General features: G+C 72.2%; 19 protein-coding genes and 1 pseudogene. 9 read left to right on the top strand and 11 right to left on the bottom strand.

The genetic code is table 11. The annotated features are described in order from the left end of the window. The first annotated feature begins 133 nt into the window (after positions 1 to 133). Positions 134 to 1,168, top strand: coding sequence for a cell wall anchor protein (locus tag ABT336_RS09110; RefSeq protein WP_350895990.1), 1,035 nt, complete (start codon positions 134 to 136; stop codon positions 1,166 to 1,168). 241 nt (positions 1,169 to 1,409) lie between these two features. Here ABT336_RS09110 and recG read toward each other — a convergent pair whose 3' ends face one another. Beyond that, entirely contained in the window at positions 1,410 to 3,614 is a 2,205-nt protein-coding gene (gene recG, locus ABT336_RS09115; RefSeq protein WP_350895991.1) for an ATP-dependent DNA helicase RecG, read from the bottom strand. After that, positions 3,611 to 5,326 carry a DAK2 domain-containing protein gene (locus ABT336_RS09120; protein WP_350895992.1) on the bottom strand — a complete coding sequence of 572 codons (1,716 nt, stop codon included), beginning with the start codon at positions 5,324 to 5,326 and terminating at the stop codon, positions 3,611 to 3,613. The genes recG and ABT336_RS09120 overlap by 4 nt, the downstream gene beginning before the upstream one ends. A gap of 193 nt (positions 5,327 to 5,519) precedes the next feature. On the opposite strand from ABT336_RS09120, the gene rpmB reads away from it, so the two are divergent. Further along, on the top strand, positions 5,520 to 5,711 hold the full coding sequence (rpmB, locus tag ABT336_RS09125) for a 50S ribosomal protein L28 (protein ID WP_350895993.1): 192 nt from the start codon (positions 5,520 to 5,522) through the stop codon (positions 5,709 to 5,711). Between the two features lie 170 nt (positions 5,712 to 5,881). Here rpmB and ABT336_RS09130 read toward each other — a convergent pair whose 3' ends face one another. Then, complete coding sequence (locus ABT336_RS09130) at positions 5,882 to 6,082, bottom strand: DUF397 domain-containing protein (protein WP_350895994.1); 201 nt, start codon at positions 6,080 to 6,082, stop codon at positions 5,882 to 5,884. Next, positions 6,073 to 6,378, bottom strand: a pseudogene (locus tag ABT336_RS09135) (Scr1 family TA system antitoxin-like transcriptional regulator); the annotation flags it as partial. The pseudogene ABT336_RS09135 and the gene ABT336_RS09130, both read right to left, overlap by 10 nt. Before the next feature lie 188 nt (positions 6,379 to 6,566). Between ABT336_RS09135 and ABT336_RS09140 the strand changes: the two are divergent. Together ABT336_RS09140 and ABT336_RS09145 are read left to right on the top strand one after the other, a co-directional pair. Continuing rightward, positions 6,567 to 7,055: a glycine-rich domain-containing protein gene (locus ABT336_RS09140; RefSeq protein ID WP_350895995.1), complete on the top strand. Its 489-nt coding sequence runs from the start codon at positions 6,567 to 6,569 to the stop codon at positions 7,053 to 7,055. A gap of 15 nt (positions 7,056 to 7,070) precedes the next feature. Then, a complete protein-coding gene (locus ABT336_RS09145) occupies positions 7,071 to 7,847 on the top strand; it encodes a phosphotransferase (protein ID WP_350895996.1) in 777 nt (258 codons plus the stop codon). 12 nt (positions 7,848 to 7,859) lie between these two features. Here the strand turns inward: ABT336_RS09145 and ABT336_RS09150 are convergent, their stop codons facing one another. Together ABT336_RS09150 and ABT336_RS09155 are read right to left on the bottom strand one after the other, a co-directional pair. After that, positions 7,860 to 8,327: a GNAT family N-acetyltransferase gene (locus ABT336_RS09150; RefSeq protein WP_350895997.1), complete on the bottom strand. Its 468-nt coding sequence runs from the start codon at positions 8,325 to 8,327 to the stop codon at positions 7,860 to 7,862. 20 nt (positions 8,328 to 8,347) lie between these two features. Continuing rightward, complete coding sequence (locus tag ABT336_RS09155) at positions 8,348 to 9,286, bottom strand: thiamine-phosphate kinase (protein WP_350895998.1); 939 nt, start codon at positions 9,284 to 9,286, stop codon at positions 8,348 to 8,350. 127 nt (positions 9,287 to 9,413) lie between these two features. Here ABT336_RS09155 and ABT336_RS09160 point away from each other — a divergent pair, with 127 nt between their 5' ends. Further along, a complete protein-coding gene (locus ABT336_RS09160) occupies positions 9,414 to 9,647 on the top strand; it encodes an Lrp/AsnC ligand binding domain-containing protein (protein WP_350895999.1) in 234 nt (77 codons plus the stop codon). Continuing rightward, positions 9,648 to 10,253, top strand: coding sequence for a DUF3515 domain-containing protein (locus ABT336_RS09165; RefSeq protein WP_350896000.1), 606 nt, complete (start codon positions 9,648 to 9,650; stop codon positions 10,251 to 10,253). It begins immediately after the preceding gene. Between the two features lie 48 nt (positions 10,254 to 10,301). Here ABT336_RS09165 and ABT336_RS09170 read toward each other — a convergent pair whose 3' ends face one another. Beyond that, the gene (locus tag ABT336_RS09170) at positions 10,302 to 11,408 is read right to left on the bottom strand and encodes a D-alanine--D-alanine ligase family protein (RefSeq protein ID WP_350896001.1); all 1,107 of its coding nucleotides are present in this window, start codon (positions 11,406 to 11,408) and stop codon (positions 10,302 to 10,304) included. A gap of 229 nt (positions 11,409 to 11,637) precedes the next feature. Between ABT336_RS09170 and ABT336_RS09175 the strand changes: the two genes are divergently transcribed. Then, positions 11,638 to 12,954, top strand: coding sequence for an ATP-binding protein (locus ABT336_RS09175; protein ID WP_350896003.1), 1,317 nt, complete (start codon positions 11,638 to 11,640; stop codon positions 12,952 to 12,954). Positions 12,955 to 12,962: 8 nt separating this feature from the next. Here the strand turns inward: ABT336_RS09175 and ABT336_RS09180 are convergent, their stop codons facing one another. Next, the gene (locus tag ABT336_RS09180; RefSeq protein ID WP_350896004.1) at positions 12,963 to 13,223 is read right to left on the bottom strand and encodes a hypothetical protein; all 261 of its coding nucleotides are present in this window, start codon (positions 13,221 to 13,223) and stop codon (positions 12,963 to 12,965) included. Positions 13,224 to 13,690: 467 nt separating this feature from the next. Here ABT336_RS09180 and ABT336_RS09185 point away from each other — a divergent pair, with 467 nt between their 5' ends. Together ABT336_RS09185 and ABT336_RS09190 are read left to right on the top strand one after the other, a co-directional pair. Next, positions 13,691 to 14,545, top strand: coding sequence for a helix-turn-helix domain-containing protein (locus tag ABT336_RS09185; RefSeq protein ID WP_350896005.1), 855 nt, complete (start codon positions 13,691 to 13,693; stop codon positions 14,543 to 14,545). Beyond that, a complete protein-coding gene (locus tag ABT336_RS09190; RefSeq protein WP_350896006.1) occupies positions 14,542 to 14,754 on the top strand; it encodes a DUF397 domain-containing protein in 213 nt (70 codons plus the stop codon). The genes ABT336_RS09185 and ABT336_RS09190 overlap by 4 nt, the downstream gene beginning before the upstream one ends. Before the next feature lie 90 nt (positions 14,755 to 14,844). On the opposite strand, the gene ABT336_RS09195 is transcribed toward ABT336_RS09190, so the two are convergent. Genes ABT336_RS09195 through ABT336_RS09205 form a run of 3 tightly spaced genes read right to left on the bottom strand, consistent with a single transcriptional unit; the run spans position 14,845 to position 17,797 of the window. Beyond that, positions 14,845 to 15,624, bottom strand: coding sequence for a putative protein N(5)-glutamine methyltransferase (locus ABT336_RS09195; RefSeq protein ID WP_350896007.1), 780 nt, complete (start codon positions 15,622 to 15,624; stop codon positions 14,845 to 14,847). A 25-nt stretch (positions 15,625 to 15,649) separates the two neighbouring features. After that, positions 15,650 to 16,786 (bottom strand): cystathionine gamma-lyase, encoded by a 1,137-nt coding sequence (locus tag ABT336_RS09200; protein WP_350896008.1) that lies wholly within the window; start codon positions 16,784 to 16,786, stop codon positions 15,650 to 15,652. Between the two features lie 6 nt (positions 16,787 to 16,792). Continuing rightward, on the bottom strand, positions 16,793 to 17,797 hold the full coding sequence (locus tag ABT336_RS09205; protein WP_350896009.1) for an NAD(P)H-dependent glycerol-3-phosphate dehydrogenase: 1,005 nt from the start codon (positions 17,795 to 17,797) through the stop codon (positions 16,793 to 16,795). Between the last annotated feature and the right edge of the window lie 115 nt (positions 17,798 to 17,912).

Raw genomic sequence — 17,912 nt, forward strand, 5'->3', positions numbered from 1 at the left:
CGTCCTGCGTCCGATCTTGCCGGATGCGCTGGCGTCGGAGGACGCCACAGTGAGCCCGCGCCCGTCCGGGGCGTGCCGGCTCCCGTCCCCCCGCCGCACGTATCAGGACCAACCCCCTCGTCAGGAGCAGACGTTGATCCGTCTCAATTCCCCGCTGCGGCGCGTCGTGGCGGTCACCGCCGGCGCGCTCCTGGGTTTCGCCGGGGCTGCGACCATCGCCGCCACCCCGGCCAGCGCCCACCACCCCATCATCGACGGCACCGGCTGCAAGCTGAAGGACGGCAGCGTCCGGGTCACGTGGACCGTTCGTAACAGCGAGCGGCAGTGGGACGCCGCTGTGGTCGGCGTCTGGAGCCCCTCGGCCACCGAGGTGACCAACCTCGTCCCCGGCGCCCTCGTTCCGAAGGCGGGCCAGGGCGAACTGGTCGGCGAGCAGACCGTCCCCCGTCGAAAGGCCGCCGAGCTGTCCGTCCGGCTGGAGTGGGACAAGGGCCGGTCGAAGCTCTTCGCCACCCGCACCGGCAAGGCCAAGGTGACCGGCAACTGCCAGGAGGAGCAGCCGCCCTCGCCGACCCCGAGCGAGGAGCAGCCGAGCCCGGAGCCGAGCCCGAGCGAGGAGCAGCCGCCGAGCGAGGAGCAGTCGCCGAGCCCGGAGCCTTCGCCGAGCGAGGAGCCGACCCCCAGCCCGGAGCCCAGCCCGAGCGAGGAGCCGAGCCCGACCCCGAGCACCCCGGTCTCGCCGACCCCGAGCCAGCCGCCGGTCCTCCCCGAGCCGGGTGAGCCCACCTTCGACCTGGAGGAGACCTGCGACCAGCTCACCTTCCTGATCGACAACCCGGCCGACGGCGTCGAGTTCAGCGTCACCCTCACCTCCGAGAAGGGCGAGGTCAAGACCCTCGACGGAGTGCCCGGCCAGAAGACCTCGGTCTCCTTCGACGCCTACGAGGGCCTGAAGGTCACCCCGAGCATCGGTGACGTCAAGGACGAGGTCGTCGTCTGGGAGCAGCCGAAGGACTGCGAGAAGGACGAGGAGGGTGGCTCCGGTGGTGGCCTGCCGGTGACCGGTGCCGCCGCCGGTGGCATCGCCGCGGGTGCAATCCTGCTGCTCGGTGCCGGCGCGGTCCTGTTCGTGGTGGCCCGTCGTCGCAAGCTGCGCTTCACCGCCTGATCGAACCGGAGGGGCGAGACCCCACCGGACCCGGGACGACACGCTGACAGTGCCGAACCCGTTCGCACGTGACGCGACGAGGGCGCGTCGACCAGATCTGGTCGACGCGCCCTCGGTCGTTTCCGGACAGCGGCGGGAGGACCCCGCCGACACCCGACGGCGGAAGACCACCGCCCACCCACGGCTGTGGAAGACCACCACCCGACGACGGTGGGAGGCCCCACCGGCCACAGCTGCGGGATCAGCCCTTCTCCAGGTACTCCGCCCGGTCGGCGTCGACGAGCGCGGTGACCGAGGCCGCCAGCGCCGGATGCCGGGTCAGCTCCGGGTCCTCCTCGACCAGGCCGATCGCCTCGGTACGGGCGTCACGGATCAGCTCGGCGTCCCGCAGCAGGGAGAGCAGCCGCAGGTGGGAGCGGCGACCCGACTGGGTGGCCCCCAGCACGTCACCCTCCCGACGCTGCTCCAGATCCAGTTCGGCGAGCTTGAACCCGTCGGTGGTGGACGCGACCGCGTCCAGCCGTTCCCGGGCCGAGGAACCCTCGACCGCCTCGGTGACCAACAGGCAGAGTCCGGCCGCCGCACCCCGTCCGACCCGGCCCCGTAACTGGTGCAGTTGGGACACTCCGAACCGGTCGGCGTCCAGCACGATCATCACCGTCGCGTTGGGGACGTTGACGCCGACCTCGACGACGGTGGTGGCGACCAGGACGTCGACCTCCCCGGCGGCGAAGGACCGCATCACCGCGTCCTTCTCGTCGGCCGGGAGCCGGCCGTGCAGCACGCCGATGCGCAGCCCGTGCAGCGGCCCCTCGGCGAGCAACGGGGCGACCTCGGTCACCGCCACCGGGGGACGTCGACCGTTGTCGTCCTCCCGGGGCGGCTCCTCCTCCGCGCCTGCCGGACCCTCCCCGATCCGGGGACAGACCACATAGGCCTGGTGCCCGGCGGCCACCTCCTCGCGCACCCGCCGCCACGCCCGGTCCAGGAAGGCGGGCTTCTCGGCGGCCGGTACGACGTGCGAGGTGATCGGTGAACGCCCCTGCGGCAGTTCGGCGAGGGTGGAGACCTCCAGGTCGCCGTAGACGGTCATGGCGACGGTCCGGGGGATCGGGGTCGCCGTCATCACCAGGACGTGTGGCGGCTGGTCGGCCTTGGCACGCAACGCGTCGCGCTGCTCCACGCCGAACCGGTGCTGCTCGTCGACCACCACCAGCCCCAGGTCGGCGAAGTCGACACCCTCGTAGAGGAGGGCGTGGGTGCCGAGGACGATCCCGGCCCGGCCCTGGGCCACCTCGGCCAGCGCCCGACGTCGGGCCGCCGCACCGAGCGAACCGGTGACCAGCTCGACCCGGGTGGCGTCCTCGGCCCCGCCCAGTTCACCGGCCTGAGCCAACGGACCCAGCAGGTCGAGCATCCCCCGGTGGTGCTGGGCGGCGAGCACCTCGGTCGGCGCGAGCAGGGCGGCCTGGCCGCCCGCGTCGACGACCTGGAGCATCGCCCGCAACGCCACCACCGTCTTGCCGGACCCGACCTCCCCCTGCAACAGCCGGTGCATCGGGTGCCCGGTGGCCAGGTCCGCAGTCACCTCCGCGCCGACCCGGCGCTGCCCCGGAGTCAGCTCGTACGGCAGCCGCGCGTCGAAGGCGTCCAACAGCCCACCGGTACGCCGGGGGCGGGCCTGGGCGGGTCGGTCGGCGGCCCGGCGCTTGCGCTGCACCAGTGTCACCTGGACGGCGAACGCCTCGTCCCACTTGAGTCGACGGCGGGCCCGGTACAGCTCCTCCTTGCTCGACGGGCGATGGATCTCCCGCAGCGCGGCACCGATCCCGACCAGGTTGCGGCCGACCCGTACGGCAGTCGGCAGCGGGTCGTCGGGCGGGGTGAAGGTGTCCAGCACCACCCGTACGCATCGGGCGATCACCCAGGTCGGCACCGCCGCCGCAGCGGGGTAGACCGGGATCAGCGCACCGGCGAACTCCTCGACCTCCTCGTTGGCCGCCGCCTCCCCGTCGGTGGAGTCGCCGAGCAGGACGTACTCCGGGCCGTTGAGCTGACGCCGCCCCCGGAACTCGGTGACCTTCCCGGCGAACATCCCCCACCGGCCGGGACGAAGCTCCCGTTCCCGCCATGCCTGGTTACCGAAGAAGGTCAGTGTCAGCGTCCCGCCGGAGTCGTCACCGACGGTCACCTCCAGCAGGTTGCCCCGACGTTGGCGCATCGGGCGTACCGCCGTACGGTGCACCTGGGCCAGGACGGTGACCTGCTCGCCGACGTCCAGGCTACGGATGTCGGTGTGCTCGCCCCGCTCGTCGTACCGGCGCGGGAAGTGATAGATCAGGTCACCGGCGGTGTGCAGGTCTAGGTGACCGGCGAGCGCCTTCGCGGTCTTCGCCCCGACCAGCTTCGACAGCGGTGTGTCCACCTGAGACGTGTCTGACGTCATTCGACCCCCACCAGGAGCGGATGGTGCGGCTGCCCACCCGGGTACGCCTGCACCTGCACGAACGGCCACCGGAGCCCGACGTGGTCGCGGACCGCCTCGGCGACCCCGGCGGGGGCCTGCGCCCCGCAGAGCAGGGTGACCAGCTCGCCCCCACCCCCGAGCATCCGGTCCACCACCTGCTTGCAGGTGTCCACCAGATCGGTGCCGATCAGGTGGACCTCCCCCTCGATCAGTGCCACGACGTCCCCGGCGCGGCACGGCCCGGCCACCGTCAGCGCCGCCTCGGCGGCGTACCGGACCTCGGCGTACCGGCAGGCCCCGGCCGCCTCGGCCATCGCGATCACGTCGTCGGCGAAGGGCCGCCCCGGGTCGCGTACGGCGAGGGCGGCCAGCGCCTGCACAGGTGAACGGGTCGGCACCACGCTCACCCGGACCCCGGCCCGGTGCGCCTCCCGCGCGACAGGCCCGGCGACCGCCTGCGTGGCGGCGTCCCCGGGCAGCACCACCACCTCGGCCGCGCCGGTGGAGCGGACGGTGTCCAGCAACAGCTCGGCCGAGGGTCCCGGCGCCACCACCACCGCCCCCTCCCCGGTGAGCAGTTCGGTGAGGCCCGTCCCGGTGGCCGCCACCACCGCCGTCCGGCCGGTCCGGTCGGCGGGGCCGGGCGGTGCCGGAGCACCGGCGGGCGGCGGGTCGGCGAAGCGGGTCACCGAGATCCGGTACGGCCGCCCGGCCACCACCCCCGCCTCGATCGCCGCCCCGACGTCGTCGACGTGCACGTGCACGTTCCAGGTCCGGTCCCCGCCGACCACGACGAGGGAGTCACCGAGCCCGGCCAGCGCCTCCCGCATCCGCCCCACCGCCTCCGGCTCGGCGTCGAGCAGGAACTGCACCTCGTAGGCGTACTCGGTGGAGCTGCCCTCCCGGACCGTCACCGGCGGCCCGTCGGCACCGTCCCCCGCCGGCGGCCGTGGGGTCACCGGCGGCCCGTCGACACCGGCCTCGGCCGGGGGTCGTGGTCCGGCCGCCGGTGGCTCCTCCGGGGCGGGACGGGACGGTCCGGGGTCAGGATCGCCTGGGTGTTCGCCGGTGACCGCCGCCACCAGGGCGTCGAGCAGCAGACAGAGCCCCCGCCCACCGGCGTCGACCACACCGGCACCGGCCAGCGCCGGCAACTGGGTCGGGGTGCGGTCCAGCGCGAGCGCCGCCCCGTCGGCCGCCGCCCGGGCCACGGTGGGCAGGTCGTCGCTGTCGGTGGCACGGGCAGCCTCGGCCGCCGAGGCGATCACGCTGAGCACAGTGCCCTCCACCGGGGCGGTCACCGCGTCGTACGCGGCCGTGGTGGCGTGGGCCAGGGCGGCGGCCAGCGCCCGGCCGCGTACCGCCGGAAGGGCTGCGACCGCGTCGGCGAGCCCGCGCAGGATCTGGGCGAGGATCACCCCCGAGTTGCCCCGGGCCCCCATCAGCGCCCCCTGGGCCATCAGCCGCAGCGCGTGCCCGTGCCCGGTCGCCCCGTCGTCGGGGAGGGTCTCCAGGTCCAGCGCCAACGCCTGCCGGGCCGAGGCCAGGGTGAGCACCAGGTTGGTTCCGGTGTCGCCGTCGGGCACCGGGTAGACGTTCAGCTCGTCGATCTCGCCCTGGTGCCGGCGGAGCACTGCCAGCCCACCGTCGCACCAGCGGCGTACCGTGGCGGCGTCGAGGGTGTCCAGCACGGCGAGAAGCCTACTGGCGCTCACCGACACCCGCCGGGGTCGGCGCGATTCACCCGGGCAACGTCGGCGTCGCAGCGGGGTCGAGCAGGGCCGGTTCGCCAGGTCGGCGGGGCATCGGGTAACCTGGCCAGGTTGCCCGGGCAGCACCCTGCCTGGTGGCGACCTCATGACGTTTCAATCTCAGGAGTATCCCGTGGCTAGCGTGTGCGACGTCTGCGGCAAGGGGCCGGGCTTCGGCCACAACGTGCCGTGGTCGAAGAAGAAGACCAACCGCCGCTGGAACCCGAACATCCAGTCGGTGCGTACCCCGGCCGGTGGCGGCACGACCAAGAAGCTCAAGGTCTGCACCTCGTGCATCAAGGCCGGGAAGGTCGCCCGCGCCTGACGCGGTAACGCCAGCACCAGCTCTGCCATTGCCGGCGGACCGGAACCGGTCCGCCGGCTCTGTCGTGTCCGCCCGATGGTCCAGCCAGATAGCCACGGGCCGACTACTCCGGCTGACGCGTCCACAGGAAAAAGGCCCCCGGATAAACCGGGGGCCTTCCCGCATTGAGGTCAGCCGACGGGACCGATCACCTTCGCGAATCCGACGAAGCCCGCCCAGGAAGCCGGCGAGAACGCAAGGGTGCCGCCCTCACGGTCCTTCGTGTCCCGCACGAGGACGATGTCCGCCAGGTTATCGGCGATCTCGACACACGATCCACCGTTGTTTCCGCTCTTGGTGCTCTTGCGCCACTGCGCGCCGGTCATGTCCATGTGCCTGCCGCTTCCCTGATCAAGTCCAGCGAGAGAGGACGGTTAAGCGCCTCGCTTCGGATACGCTCCCACCTAATATTCAGGGTAGCAAGGTCGGCGGCTTCGGTGACTATCTGTGCTCGCGCTTGGCTGTCGACGTGTGCGACATGCTCACCCGAAGGCAATTCGGCCAGGATGAACCCCCCACCGAGCCCCGGATACATCCCCACAGCGGCGGGCACAACCAACACCTGCACGTGCGGCAACTGCGCACACTCGGCAAGGCGCTCCAGTTGCTCACGCATCAGATTCCTGTCGCGCCGAACGGATCCGGCAGGAGACAGATGGATCGTCGCGGCGTGTGCGAGGCCCTCCCGGAGTGCTGCCTTCACACCAACCGCCCGCCCGGCCAGTTGGCAGCCTGGTCGCCCCACGCGTCCGAAGGTGAAACCCGATCCCTGGCACAAAAACAACACCACGCTGACCACAAATCAGAGGAGGAGCCTTGACCATCACCGCAGACAGGTCAATCACGACCGTCGCAGACCCCCGAACCCTCGTCTCGGTCGAAGTGTTCGACCAGATCGTCCACTACTTCGCCGCAAGGCAGGAGGTCACCCAGACTTACGCCGAGCGTGCGGTCGGACAGTTCCTCGTCTTTCTCAAGGCGTACGCCAACGCGCAGGAAAAGCCCGATTTCGGGATGCTGCTGCCGTCCGGTGAATCCTACCGAGTCGTCCCAACCCATCCGGTTGACGCCGTTTGGCACGCCGCGCTCCAGATCAGCGAGCCCTACACCGCCGCCTGCGAGGAGATCGCGGGTCACTACGTGCACCACCGCCCGATCCTGACCGAGGCAATGCGAGACGGCACCGCCATCACGTACACGCTCGCGGCGCTGCAGGACACCGGCTACCGGGTCGACATGGAATTCTGGACCGGCGAGGCTGAGTCCTGCTGTCCGCCGAACCCGCCTCAGCCCGGAAAGGCATAACGGAGGAGATGGCCCATGCGCCGTGACTGGACTGCTCTGCCGGAGAGCGTCACGACAGAGATCGCCGGACGGATGGGTGGAGCCTTCGACGTCCTCCCCGCTTCGAGTGGAGACCATGCGGAGATCGCCTCCACCGTCGTCGGGCCGACCGGCAACGTCTTCGTGAAGGCGGCCTCGACAGAGCTGAGCGTTCGGTCACTGCGTTACGAGCTGGCGGCGACCAGCACCGTCGACTGGTACCCGCCCGCAGTTCGGTGGCACTTCGAGTCCGCCGGCTGGCTGGTGGTGGGGACCGAGCATCTAGCCGGTCCCCACCCCGACCTGTCCCCCGGCAGTCCGGATCTCGATGTGTTCGCGGTGACGCTGAAAGGGCTTCAGGAGACTCCCGCTCTGGGCGAGACGTGGTTCACTCCGGCAGCCCGGCTCGGGTTCGCCGACCCGGCGATGACCGGCGGGACGCTCGTGCACTCCGACCTGAACCCCACCAATCTGATCGTGACCACGGACGGCCTACGGATCGTCGACTGGGCCTACGCGACGAAGGCGGCACCGTGGGTCGAACTCGCGTTGCTCGCTCAATGGCTGATCGGTAGCGGCCACACCCCCGATCAGGCCGAGGAGTGGTTGGCCCGGTTCCCCGCGTGGACGGCGACCCGGCGCGCGGTCCTGGACGACTTCGCGTCGAGGAACGCCGCGAAGTGGCGGGTCAAGTCCCGGCAGAGCACCGCGAAGTGGATACAGGATCTCGCGGTCTGGACCGGTACGTGGGCGGATCACCGGTCTCGACGCTGATGGGTCCGGGGGTCAGAGGTCTCGGCCGAAGGAGAGGCAGCCGGGGGCGTCCCGGTAGTAGCCGAAGTTGGGGATGCGCTCGTAGCCGAGCGAGGAGTACAGGGCGATCGCCTCGGGTTGCCGGTCGCCGCACTCCAGGATGAGGCGGGTCCGGCCGTGGTCCCGGGCGGACCGCTCCACCGCCGCGAGGACCCTCCGGGCCACGCCCCGGCCCCGCAGGGTCCCGACCGTGTACATCCGCTTCAGCTCGGCGACCTTCCCCGAGTCGCCGTGACTGCGCCAGCCCGCGCACCCCACGGCCGTCCCGTCGAGGTAGCCGACGAGGAAGGCCCCGGCGGGCGGGGCGAACTCGGCGGGGTCGACAGGGGTGTCGTCACCGGTGCCGCCGTACCGGGCGCCCAGCTCCGTCATCGCCGCACCGATCAACGGCCCGGCGACGGGCGAGTCGAAGGGCACCACCCTGATCTCCAGCTCACTCACTGTGTGAAGGGTACGACCCGTCACCGGAAGTGGTCCCAGCCGGCCGGGCCCTCGTGGTCGGCGTCGTCGACGGTGACCCCGGATCCCGCAGTGACCCGGCCGATCGGCCGCCAGGTCTCCGGCAGCGCCACCCCGGGCGGGAAGGTCGCGGCCAGGGCGTGGTCGTCACCACCTGTCAACAGCCAGGCGTACGGGTCCATGCCGAGCGCCTGCGCGGCGTCGCGCATCTGCCGGGGCACCTCGAAGGCGTCGGAGCGTACGTCGATCCGGACCCCGCTGGCCTTTGCCACGTGCCCGAGATCGGCGAGCAGACCGTCCGACACGTCGATCATGGCGGTGGCGCCCAGCCGGGCGGCGAGGGGGCCGGCCGGGTACGGCACCTCCGGCCGCCGATACGCCTCGACCAGCACCTTCGGGGTCCGGAAGCCCCGGGACATGACGGTGTAGCCCGCCGCCGCGTACCCGGTCCGGCCCGCCAACGCGAGCACGTCGCCGGGGCGGGCACCCGAGCGCACCACCGGGGCCCGGCCGCCGAGGTCACCGAGGGCGGTCACCGCCACTGTCAGCGTCGGGCTGGCCGACATGTCCCCGCCGACCACGCTCGCCCCGACCTTGGCCGCCTCGGCGGTCAGCCCGTCGGCCAGTTCCTCGGCCCAGCCGGGCTCGACGTCGGGCGGCAGACAGAGCGCCACCAGCAGGGCTGTGGGGGTGGCCCCCATCGCCACGATGTCGGCAAGGTTCGCCGCGGCGGCCCGGTGCCCGGTGTCGACCCCGCTGCCCCAGTCCCGGCGGAAGTGCCGCCCGTCGACGAGCACGTCGGTGGAGGCCACCACCCGGCTGTCCGGGGCGCGCACCACAGCGGCGTCGTCCCCGGGGCCGAGCAGACAGGCCGATCCGTGCCCCAGTCGGGCGGTCACCCGGTCGATCAACCCGAACTCTCCGACGTCCGCGACGCTCACGCCCACCCACCCTGCTCGCTCACCGCTTCTCCTTGACCACCGATAGGGATCACGCCTGCTCCGTAGGGTAGTTTCACCCTTCGGGCCGCCGCCTCGACGGCGACGGGCGGAGGACGGAGGGCGAGTCGTGGTTCAGGCGTACATCCTCATCCAGACAGAAGTCGGCCGGGCGCGCGAGGTGGCCGGTCTCATCGCGGGGCTCGATGGCGTGGTCCGGGTCGACGCCGTCACCGGGCCGTACGACGTGGTCGTCCTCACCGAGGCCAACACCGTCGACGAGCTCGGCAAACTCATTGTCAGCAAGGTGCAGATGGTGCCCGGCATCACCCGCACCCTCACGTGTTCGGTGGTGCGCCTGTAAGTGGACGAGAGCACTGAGACGTCATCCGGCGAGACGACGCCGGACCGTACCAATCGCAACGCCGCATGGCTGGCCACGGCCGTGGCGGTGCCGGTGACCCTGCTGGTCGCCGGGTTGGCCTTCGCCCAGCTCCGCCCGGACGATCAGGCCGGGAGCGCAGCGTCCCCGTCGCCCACCTCCGCCCGCCCGCAGTCGAGCACACCTGTCGATCTGCCGGCCCCGGAACTGGCCGAACGACCCACAGTGGTCTGCCGCGCCCTGCTGTCCCAACTTCCGCCCACAGTCGGCGGGCTGGCCCAGCGTCCGGTCACCGCCGGGCCCGAGCAGAACGCCGCGTACGGCGATCCCGCCCTGACCGTGACCTGCGGCGGCCCGGCCGCCACCCTCGACGAGACCGACGAGGTGTGGACCGTCAACCGGGTCTGCTGGCACGGGGCCGACGAGGCCGACGCCACGGTGTTCACCACCGTCGACCGGGAGGTCCCGGTCCAGGTCACGGTCCCGAAGGAGTACGACCAGCCGTTGCAGTGGCTGCCTGCGGTCTCGGACACGGTGGTGGAGTCGGTCCGCTCCGGCGGCACTCCGCCGTCGGGCTGCGGCGGCTGACCGGGAGTCGGCCCGCCCCCTCGTCGGGACGGGCCGGCTCCGGTGGGATCAGTGCCGGTCGGTGCCCCGGCGCAGGGCGGTGCGGATCAGACGGTCGACGAGCTTCGGGTACTCCAGGCCGGCCGCCGCCCACATCCGGGGGAACATCGACGTCGGGGTGAACCCCGGCATCGTGTTGATCTCGCTGAGGTAGACCTGCTCGTCCGGGGTGACGAAGAAGTCGACCCGGGCCAGGCCGGCGCAGTCGAGGGCGGTGAAGGCCCGCCCGGCGTACTCCTGGACCTTGCGGGTGACCTGGTCGGGCAACTGTGCCGGGATGTCGTACTCGCAGGCCCGCTCCGAGTTGATGTACTTGGCCTCGAAGTCGTAGAAGTCGTGGTCGCCGACGACCCGCACCTCGGAGAGCAGGGACGTCTCGGGGGCGCCCCCGACCTCGCTCTCTAGGACGCCGCACTCGACCTCCCGGCCGACGACGGCCGCCTCGACGAGCACCTTCGAGTCGAACCGCCGGGCGGTGGCGACCGCCTCGTCCAGCCGGTCCCAGTCGGCGACCTTGGTGATCCCGAAGGACGAACCGGCCCGGGACGGCTTGACGAAGACCGGCAGGCCGAGGCGCTGCTTGTCCTCTTCGCTCAGGGTCATCCCGCTGCGCAGCACCGCGTACGGGCCGACGGGGATGCCCTCGGCGACGCAGAGCTTCCTGGTGAACTCCTTGTCCATCGCGGCGGCCGAGGCGAAGACGCCGGCTCCCACGTACGGGAGACCGGCCATCTCGAACATGCCCTGGATGGTGCCGTCCTCGCCGTACGCGCCGTGCAGCACCGGGAAGACGACGTCCATGTCGGCCAGGATGCGGGGGCCCTCGCCCGGTTCGAGCACCATCAGTCCGCCGCCGGTGGGGTCGGCCCGCAGTACCAGTTCGGCACCGGAGTCCGGGGTGATCTCCGGTAGTTGCCGGCCCTGGATCGCCAGGTCGGCGGCGGCACCGTCGGCGAGAACCCACTGGCCGGCGCGGGTGATGCCGATGGGCACCACCTCGAACTCGTCCGGGTCGAGCGCGTCGAGCACGCTGCCGGCGCTGACACAGGAGATGCCGTGTTCCGGGCTACGGCCGCCGAAGACGATCGCCACGCGGGTCTTGCCTGGGGTGGTCACTGGGTCACCTCTTCGGTCCCGATTGTGAAGTTCGCTGTGACGCCGACGGCGGTCACGCGGTCGACCTTACTGTGCGTGGCGAATGGGCGGTGCCGATACCCGGGGAACACGGGGGTCCGACGCAATCGGTCAACAAGCCATATACGTATCGTAACCGTCCACTTTCGGTGACAGCTGTCGGTCGAGCCCCGCGAGGCCCCGACGACCCCTTCGTTACGCTGCTGATCCTATGAGCCCCGACCCGCTGCTCGTGAGCCTGGCGGCCGCCCTCGAAGCCCGTCCGGACGACCTTCCGCTGCGCCTGCACCTGGCCGGTCTGCTGGTGGAGCGCGGACGCGGCGGGGAGGCGATCGCCCACCTCGGTCAGGTGCTCGCCAGGGACCCGGGCAACGTCGAGGCGCAGACGCTCATGCAGCAGGCCCTCGCCCCGCCCGCCCCCGACCCGTCGTCGGCCCCCGGCGGGCCGCCGTCGGCGGCTTCCGGACCGTCGTCGACGCCCGGCGGGCCGCCGTCGGCCACCACGCCCGCCTCCGCCGCGACTCCTGTCGCCGACGACGACGCGGGTGACCCGCTCGCCGCGTACGAGCGGGAACTGGCCGACATCGTGCCGCCCCGCTTCGTCAGGGCCGGGGACGAGCCCGACCCGGTCTCCGGTGACGCCGACCGGGTGTTCGACGTGGAGTCGTCGACAGTCCGGCTGGCCGACGTCGGGGGGATGGCAGCGGTCAAGGAGCGGCTGGAGATGGCCTTCCTGGGACCGCTGCGCAACCCGGAGCTGCGCCGGATGTACGGCAAGAGCCTGCGCGGCGGCCTGATGCTGTACGGCCCGCCGGGCTGCGGCAAGACCTTCCTGGCCCGGGCCGTGGCCGGGGAGATGGGGGCCCGTTTCCTGTCCCTGTCGATAGTGGACGTGCTCGACATGTGGGTCGGCAACTCGGAGCGCAACCTGCACCAGTTGTTCCAGGCCGCCCGCCGCAACGCCCCGTGCGTGCTCTTCCTCGACGAGATCGACGCGCTCGGTCACAAGCGTTCGCAGACCTCCTCCAGCGCGCTGCGCACCCTGGGCAACCAGTTGCTTGCCGAACTGGACGGTATGGAGGGCGACAACGAGGGGGTGTTCGTGTTGGCCGCCACCAACACGCCGTGGGACGTCGATCCGGCGTTGCGCCGCCCGGGCCGGCTGGACCGGATGGTGCTGGTCCTGCCGCCGGACGCCGACGCCCGCCGGGCGATCCTGGAGTACCACCTGCGCGGTCGGCCGATCGCCGGGGTCGACCTGGGTCGGGTCGTCGCCGCCACCGAGGACTTCTCCGGGGCCGACCTGGCACACCTCTGCGAGACCGCCGCCGAGTTCGCGATGGCCGACTCGGTACGCCGGGGCGAGGTACGGATGATCGGGCAGCCGGACCTGGACCGGGCGTTGAAGGAGGTCCGTCCGTCGACCCGGCCGTGGCTCGCCACGGCCCGCAACGTGGCGATGTTCGCCAACGAGGGTGGGGTCTACGACGAGCTGGTGGCATACCTGCGACATCGTCGGATGCTCTGAGCCGTAGGTCAGCACGCCCGTTCGGCGCGACTGTCCGACATCACCCGGGCCACCTCGCCGGCCAGGCGGCGGCCCACGACGAGGACCTTCACCCGTTGTCGGCCGGCTCGGACCATGCCCAGTGCCATGAAGGCACCGGCGATCCGGTCGGCGGCCTCCCTGTTGCTCGCACCGACCACCTGGCGACGGCGCTCCGGGGTGGTCCGCTCGTTGCGTCCCCCCTCGTCCAGTGGCCGTACGTCGGTGAGCACGACAAGGAAACGCGTCATCGCCGTCCCTCCGAACAGGACGGCGCGGTCTCAGGACACACGTCCGGCCCCTTCCGGCTCGGCCGTGGTGGCCGCCAGCCCGCCTCCCGAGTCGCGGCAGACGTAGCTCAGACCGCCGCCGGAGACGCGACAGACGTAGGCGAGATCGGCGTGGATCCAGGCGCCTTCGTTGTCGCGTAACACCGGCCGGGCGCACCACCGACACCGCGAGACGCGAGGCCAACATCCGGCTGTCGTCATCCGACTTCCCTCCCGCTGGCTGGTCGGTGGCACGCGGCGATCGGGTACGGGGGAGAAAAACCCGATCGCCGCGCGCCCCTTCCCCTCCGGTCGCTCACCGCCACCGTCGCCACGACAACCGGCGGTGAGGACTCCGTCACAGGTTGACACCTCCATGGGGATGAATGCAACTCTCATCGCCAAACTCTCATGCACGATTTCCCGGAGAGGTGTGCGACCATCGATGCATGGCCCCGAAGACCGCCCGCGCCCGGCGACTGGGCATCGCCCTGCGCCATCACCGAGAAGCCGCCGGCCTGACCCTGGAGGCGGCCGCCGACGAGATCAGCAGCACCCGCAGCACCCTGTCGCGCTACGAGAACGCCCAGACGCTGGTCAATCCGGCCACCGTACGGGCCCTGCTCACCCTCTACGGGGTCGCCGCCGACGAGGTCGCCGACGCCGTGCAACTGGCCAAGGACGCTCGCAAGAAGGGCTGGTGGGTGGAGTACTCGTACCTGTTGGACAAGCGGACCATCGACTTCATCGCGCTGGAGGCGGAGGCCACCGGGATCGCCAACTTCGAGCCGTCGGTGGTCCCCGGTCTCCTCCAGACCGCCGACTACATCCGGGCCGTCATGCTCGGCGGTCCGCACACCCTCACCGACGACGCACTCGAACAGCGGGTCCACGTCCGACTGGACAGGCAACAGCGGATGACCAGCGCCGAGCAGCCCATCCTGGACTTCATCATCGACGAGGGCGCGCTGCTACGCCCGGTCGGCGGACGGGCTGTCATGGAGACCCAGCTCCACCAACTGATCAAACTCGGTGAACTACCGAACGTCACGGTGCAGGTGATCCCGCTGAACGCCGGTTACCACCGGGGGACCCGGGGCTCCCTGCACATCCTCGAGTTCGCCGACCCGGAGGACCCCATGATCGCCTCCGTGGAGACGGTGGCCGGGCAGATGATCCTCGACCGCCCCGGTGAACTGCGCACCTGCACCAAGATCATGGAACACCTGCGGACCGTCGCTCTCAGCCCGGCGGCGAGCCGTGACGAGCTCTTCCGAATCCTGAAGGGACACCACCGACAATGACCCCCACACTCAGCGAGGCGCTCGAACGCGCCGGTTGGCGCAAGAGCACCCACAGTGGCGACGAGGGTGCCTGCGTGGAGATGGCCACCGTCCCCGGCGTGGTCGGCGTACGCGACTCCAAGGACCAGGGTGGCCCCGCCCTGAACTTCTCCCCCGCCGCCTGGGCCGCCTTCACCGCCGCCCCACCCCGGCGGAACGCCCACCGCTGACCGGCCCGACCGCCTGCGCCACCCCGCCCGACGACAGAGCCCCGGGGGCTCCGGCGAGAGCCGGTCGGGCGGGGATCCGCGCCACCGCCGTCAGGGCCGACGACCGGCCACGACGGCGGTGGCGTCCCGGTCCACGTCGTGACGGACGGCCGGGTCGAGCCCGTACCCCCGCAGCACCGTGCAGAGCGGACCGGCCTGGTCGGCGGCGACCTCCACCACCAGGTGGCCGCCGGGAGCCAGCCACCGCGCCGCGTCGGCGGCGACCCGACGCAGCACCGACAGCCCGTCCGGTCCGCCGTCGAGAGCCAACCGGGCCTCGTGCAACCGGGCCTCGGGCGACAGGGTGGCCACCGCCGCCGTCGGCACGTACGGAGCGTTCGCCACCACCAGGTCGAGCCGCCCCCGCCACGCCTGCGGCAGCGGGGCGAACAGGTCACCGACCAGGACGGGTACGCCCCACCCGGCCAGATTCCGGCGGGCGCAGGCCACTGCCGCCGGGTCCAGGTCGACGGCGGCCAGCCACCGGGGCGCCAACCGTTCGGCGAGCACCACCGTCGTCGCACCCGATCCACAGCAGAGGTCCGCCACCGCCGACGCCGGGCCGGTCACCGCCACCGCCGTCTCCACCACCCAGGCGGTACGGGCCCTCGGGACGAACACCCCCCGGTCCACCAGCACCCGGCGTCCACAGAACTCGGCCCAGCCGAGCACGTGTTCCAGCGGCTCACCGGCGATCCGGCGCTCGGTCAGAGCGGCCACCGCCTCCGGTTCCCCGGCGGCGGCCAGGAGCAGGTCCGCCTCCTCCTCGGCAAAAACGCAACCGGCAGTACGCAGCCGCTCGACGAGGGTCGACCGGTGGACCGGGCTCACCCCCGTACGCCCCGGCGGGCCGCGATCACGGTGACGAACCGTCGGTGCCGGCGGCGTCGAGCGCGGCGACCACGTCGGCCACCAGGTCGACGGTGTCCTCCACCCCACAGGAGAGCCGGACGAACCCCGGCGCGGTGTCGTCGCCCCACTGGGCACGGCGGTCGGCTGTGGTGTGCAGTCCCCCGAAGGAGGTGGCGGCCGCCACCAGCCGGGCGGCGCAGACGAACCGGGCGACCCGGTCGGCGTCACCGAGGTCGAAGGAGAGCACCCCGGGCATCCGCCGCATCTGCCGCGCCGCCACCGGGTGGGCCGGGTCGGTCGGCAGACCCGGCCAGCGCAACCCGGCCACGTCGGGTCGGGCGGCCAGGGCCCGGGCCACCGCCTCGGCGTTCGCCGACTGCCGGGCCAGGCGCAGGTCCAGGGTGGCCAGGGACCGGTGGGCCAGCCAGGCGTCGAACGCCCCGGGAACGGCCCCGGTGGTGGTACGCCAGCCGGTGACCTGCTCCAGCAGGGGCGCGGACCGGGTGGCGACGTACCCGAGCAGCAGGTCGGAGTGGCCGGTGAGGGCCTTGGTGCCGGAAGCCACCACCACGTCCGCCCCGAGGTCGAGGGGGCGTTGCCCGAGGGGAGTGGCTGTGGTGTTGTCCACCGCCAGCAGCGCCCCGGCGGCGTGCGCCGCCTCGGCCACCGCCGGGATGTCGGCCACGTCCAGGCCGGGGTTCGCCGGGGACTCCAGCAGCACCATCCGGACCCCGTCGAAGGACGGGTACGGCCCGGCGGTCGCGGCGTAGTGGACCCGTACCCCGAGGGTCTCCAGGGTGTCGGCGGCGAAGGAACGGACCGGGAAGTATCCGTCGGCGGGGAGCACGACGGTGTCCCCGGGCCGCAGGACCGCCAGCAGCAGCCCGGTGATGGCGGCCTGGCCGCTGGCGAAGACCCGGCAGTCCCCGCCCTCCAACTCGCCGACGGCGGTCTCCAGCAGACGGCGGGTCGGGTTGTCGGGTCGGCCGTAGCCGTTCGGCGCGGCCGACGGCCCCTCCCGGGGATCGACGTGGTACGGCGCGGCGAACACCGGACCGGGCAGGAACGGCGCACCCGGCACCGGGTCGGGCAGACCGGCGTGTACGCACCGGGTGCCGTCGTGCCAGTTCTGGTCAGTCATCGCTGCTCACTCGTAGGACTCGGGTTTCGCGGTACGGCTCATCAGCACGTCCACGGCGATGCGCGGGTCCAGGCCCTCGTGGCAGACCCGTTCGACCTGCTCGGTGATCGGCATCTCCACCCCGTGGGCGCGGGCCAGGTCCCGGACGGCCAGGGCGCTCTTGACCCCCTCGGCGGTCTGCCGGGTGGCCACCCGCGCCTCGTCCAGGGTCGCACCCCGACCCAGGTGCTCGCCGAAGGTTCGGTTACGAGCCAGCGGCGAGGAACAGCTCGCCACCAGGTCGCCCATGCCGGCCAGCCCGGCGAAGGTGATCGGGTCGGCGCCCAGGGCCACCCCCAGGCGGGCCGTCTCGGCCAGCCCCCGGGTCATCAGCATCGACCGGGTGTTGTCGCCGAACCCCATGGCGGTGGCGATGCCGTACGCCAACGCGATGACGTTCTTGACCGCCCCGCCCAGCTCACAACCGATCACGTCGTCGTTGGTGTACGGCCGGAAGTACGGGGTCCGGATGCAGGACTGCACCAGGGCGGTCCGGTCGGCGTCGGTGCCGGCCACCACGGTGGCGGCCGGCTGCTCGGCCGCGATCTCCGGGGCGAGGTTGGGCCCGGAGACCACCACCACCCGGTCCGGGGTGACCCGGGCGGTCTCCACGATCACCTCGCTCATCCGTTTCGTGGTGCCCAGCTCGATCCCCTTCATCAGGGAGACCAGTGTGGCGTCCGGATGCAGGTCGGCGGCCCACTCGGCAAGGTTTCCGCGCAGCGTCTGCGAGGGGACGGCGAGCACCACCAGTTCGGCGCCGGTGATCGCCTCGACGGCGTCCCCGGTCGCGGTGACCCGGGCGGGGAGCCGCACCCCGGGCAGGTAGTCGGGGTTGTGCCGCCCGCGGATCGCCTCGACGACCGCCGGTCGACGTGCCCAGACCGTCACCTCCCGCCCCGCGTCAGCAACGATCTTGGCGAAGGCGGTCCCCCACGATCCGCCGCCCAGCACCGCGACCTGCCCGTTCACGCCGCCACCTCGCTCCGCTGGACGCGATCCGCACCGCGCCACCCGATCCGTACGCTGCCGCCGGTGATCACCGTCGCGGCCCCTCCGCTCCGTCTGCTCCCCCGGGTGCGGTCAC

Source organism: Micromonospora sp. NPDC000207, from assembly GCF_040300925.1.
In the GTDB taxonomy this organism is placed as follows: Bacteria; Actinomycetota; Actinomycetes; order Mycobacteriales; family Micromonosporaceae; genus Micromonospora.

Bases quoted from the DNA above. Each gene is read 5' to 3' on its own strand.
- ABT336_RS09130 (WP_350895994.1), bottom strand. From the start codon at position 6,082: ATGGACATGACCGGCGCGCAGTGGCGCAAGAGCACCAAGAGCGGAAAC.
- ABT336_RS09175 (WP_350896003.1), top strand. From the start codon at position 11,638: ATGAGCCCCGACCCGCTGCTCGTGAGCCTGGCGGCCGCCCTCGAAGCC.
- ABT336_RS09180 (WP_350896004.1), bottom strand. From the start codon at position 13,223: ATGACGCGTTTCCTTGTCGTGCTCACCGACGTACGGCCACTGGACGAG.
- ABT336_RS09190 (WP_350896006.1), top strand. From the start codon at position 14,542: ATGACCCCCACACTCAGCGAGGCGCTCGAACGCGCCGGTTGGCGCAAG.
- ABT336_RS09185 (WP_350896005.1), top strand. From the start codon at position 13,691: ATGGCCCCGAAGACCGCCCGCGCCCGGCGACTGGGCATCGCCCTGCGC.
- ABT336_RS09200 (WP_350896008.1), bottom strand. From the start codon at position 16,786: ATGACTGACCAGAACTGGCACGACGGCACCCGGTGCGTACACGCCGGT.
- recG (WP_350895991.1), bottom strand. From the start codon at position 3,614: ATGACGTCAGACACGTCTCAGGTGGACACACCGCTGTCGAAGCTGGTC.
- ABT336_RS09145 (WP_350895996.1), top strand. From the start codon at position 7,071: ATGCGCCGTGACTGGACTGCTCTGCCGGAGAGCGTCACGACAGAGATC.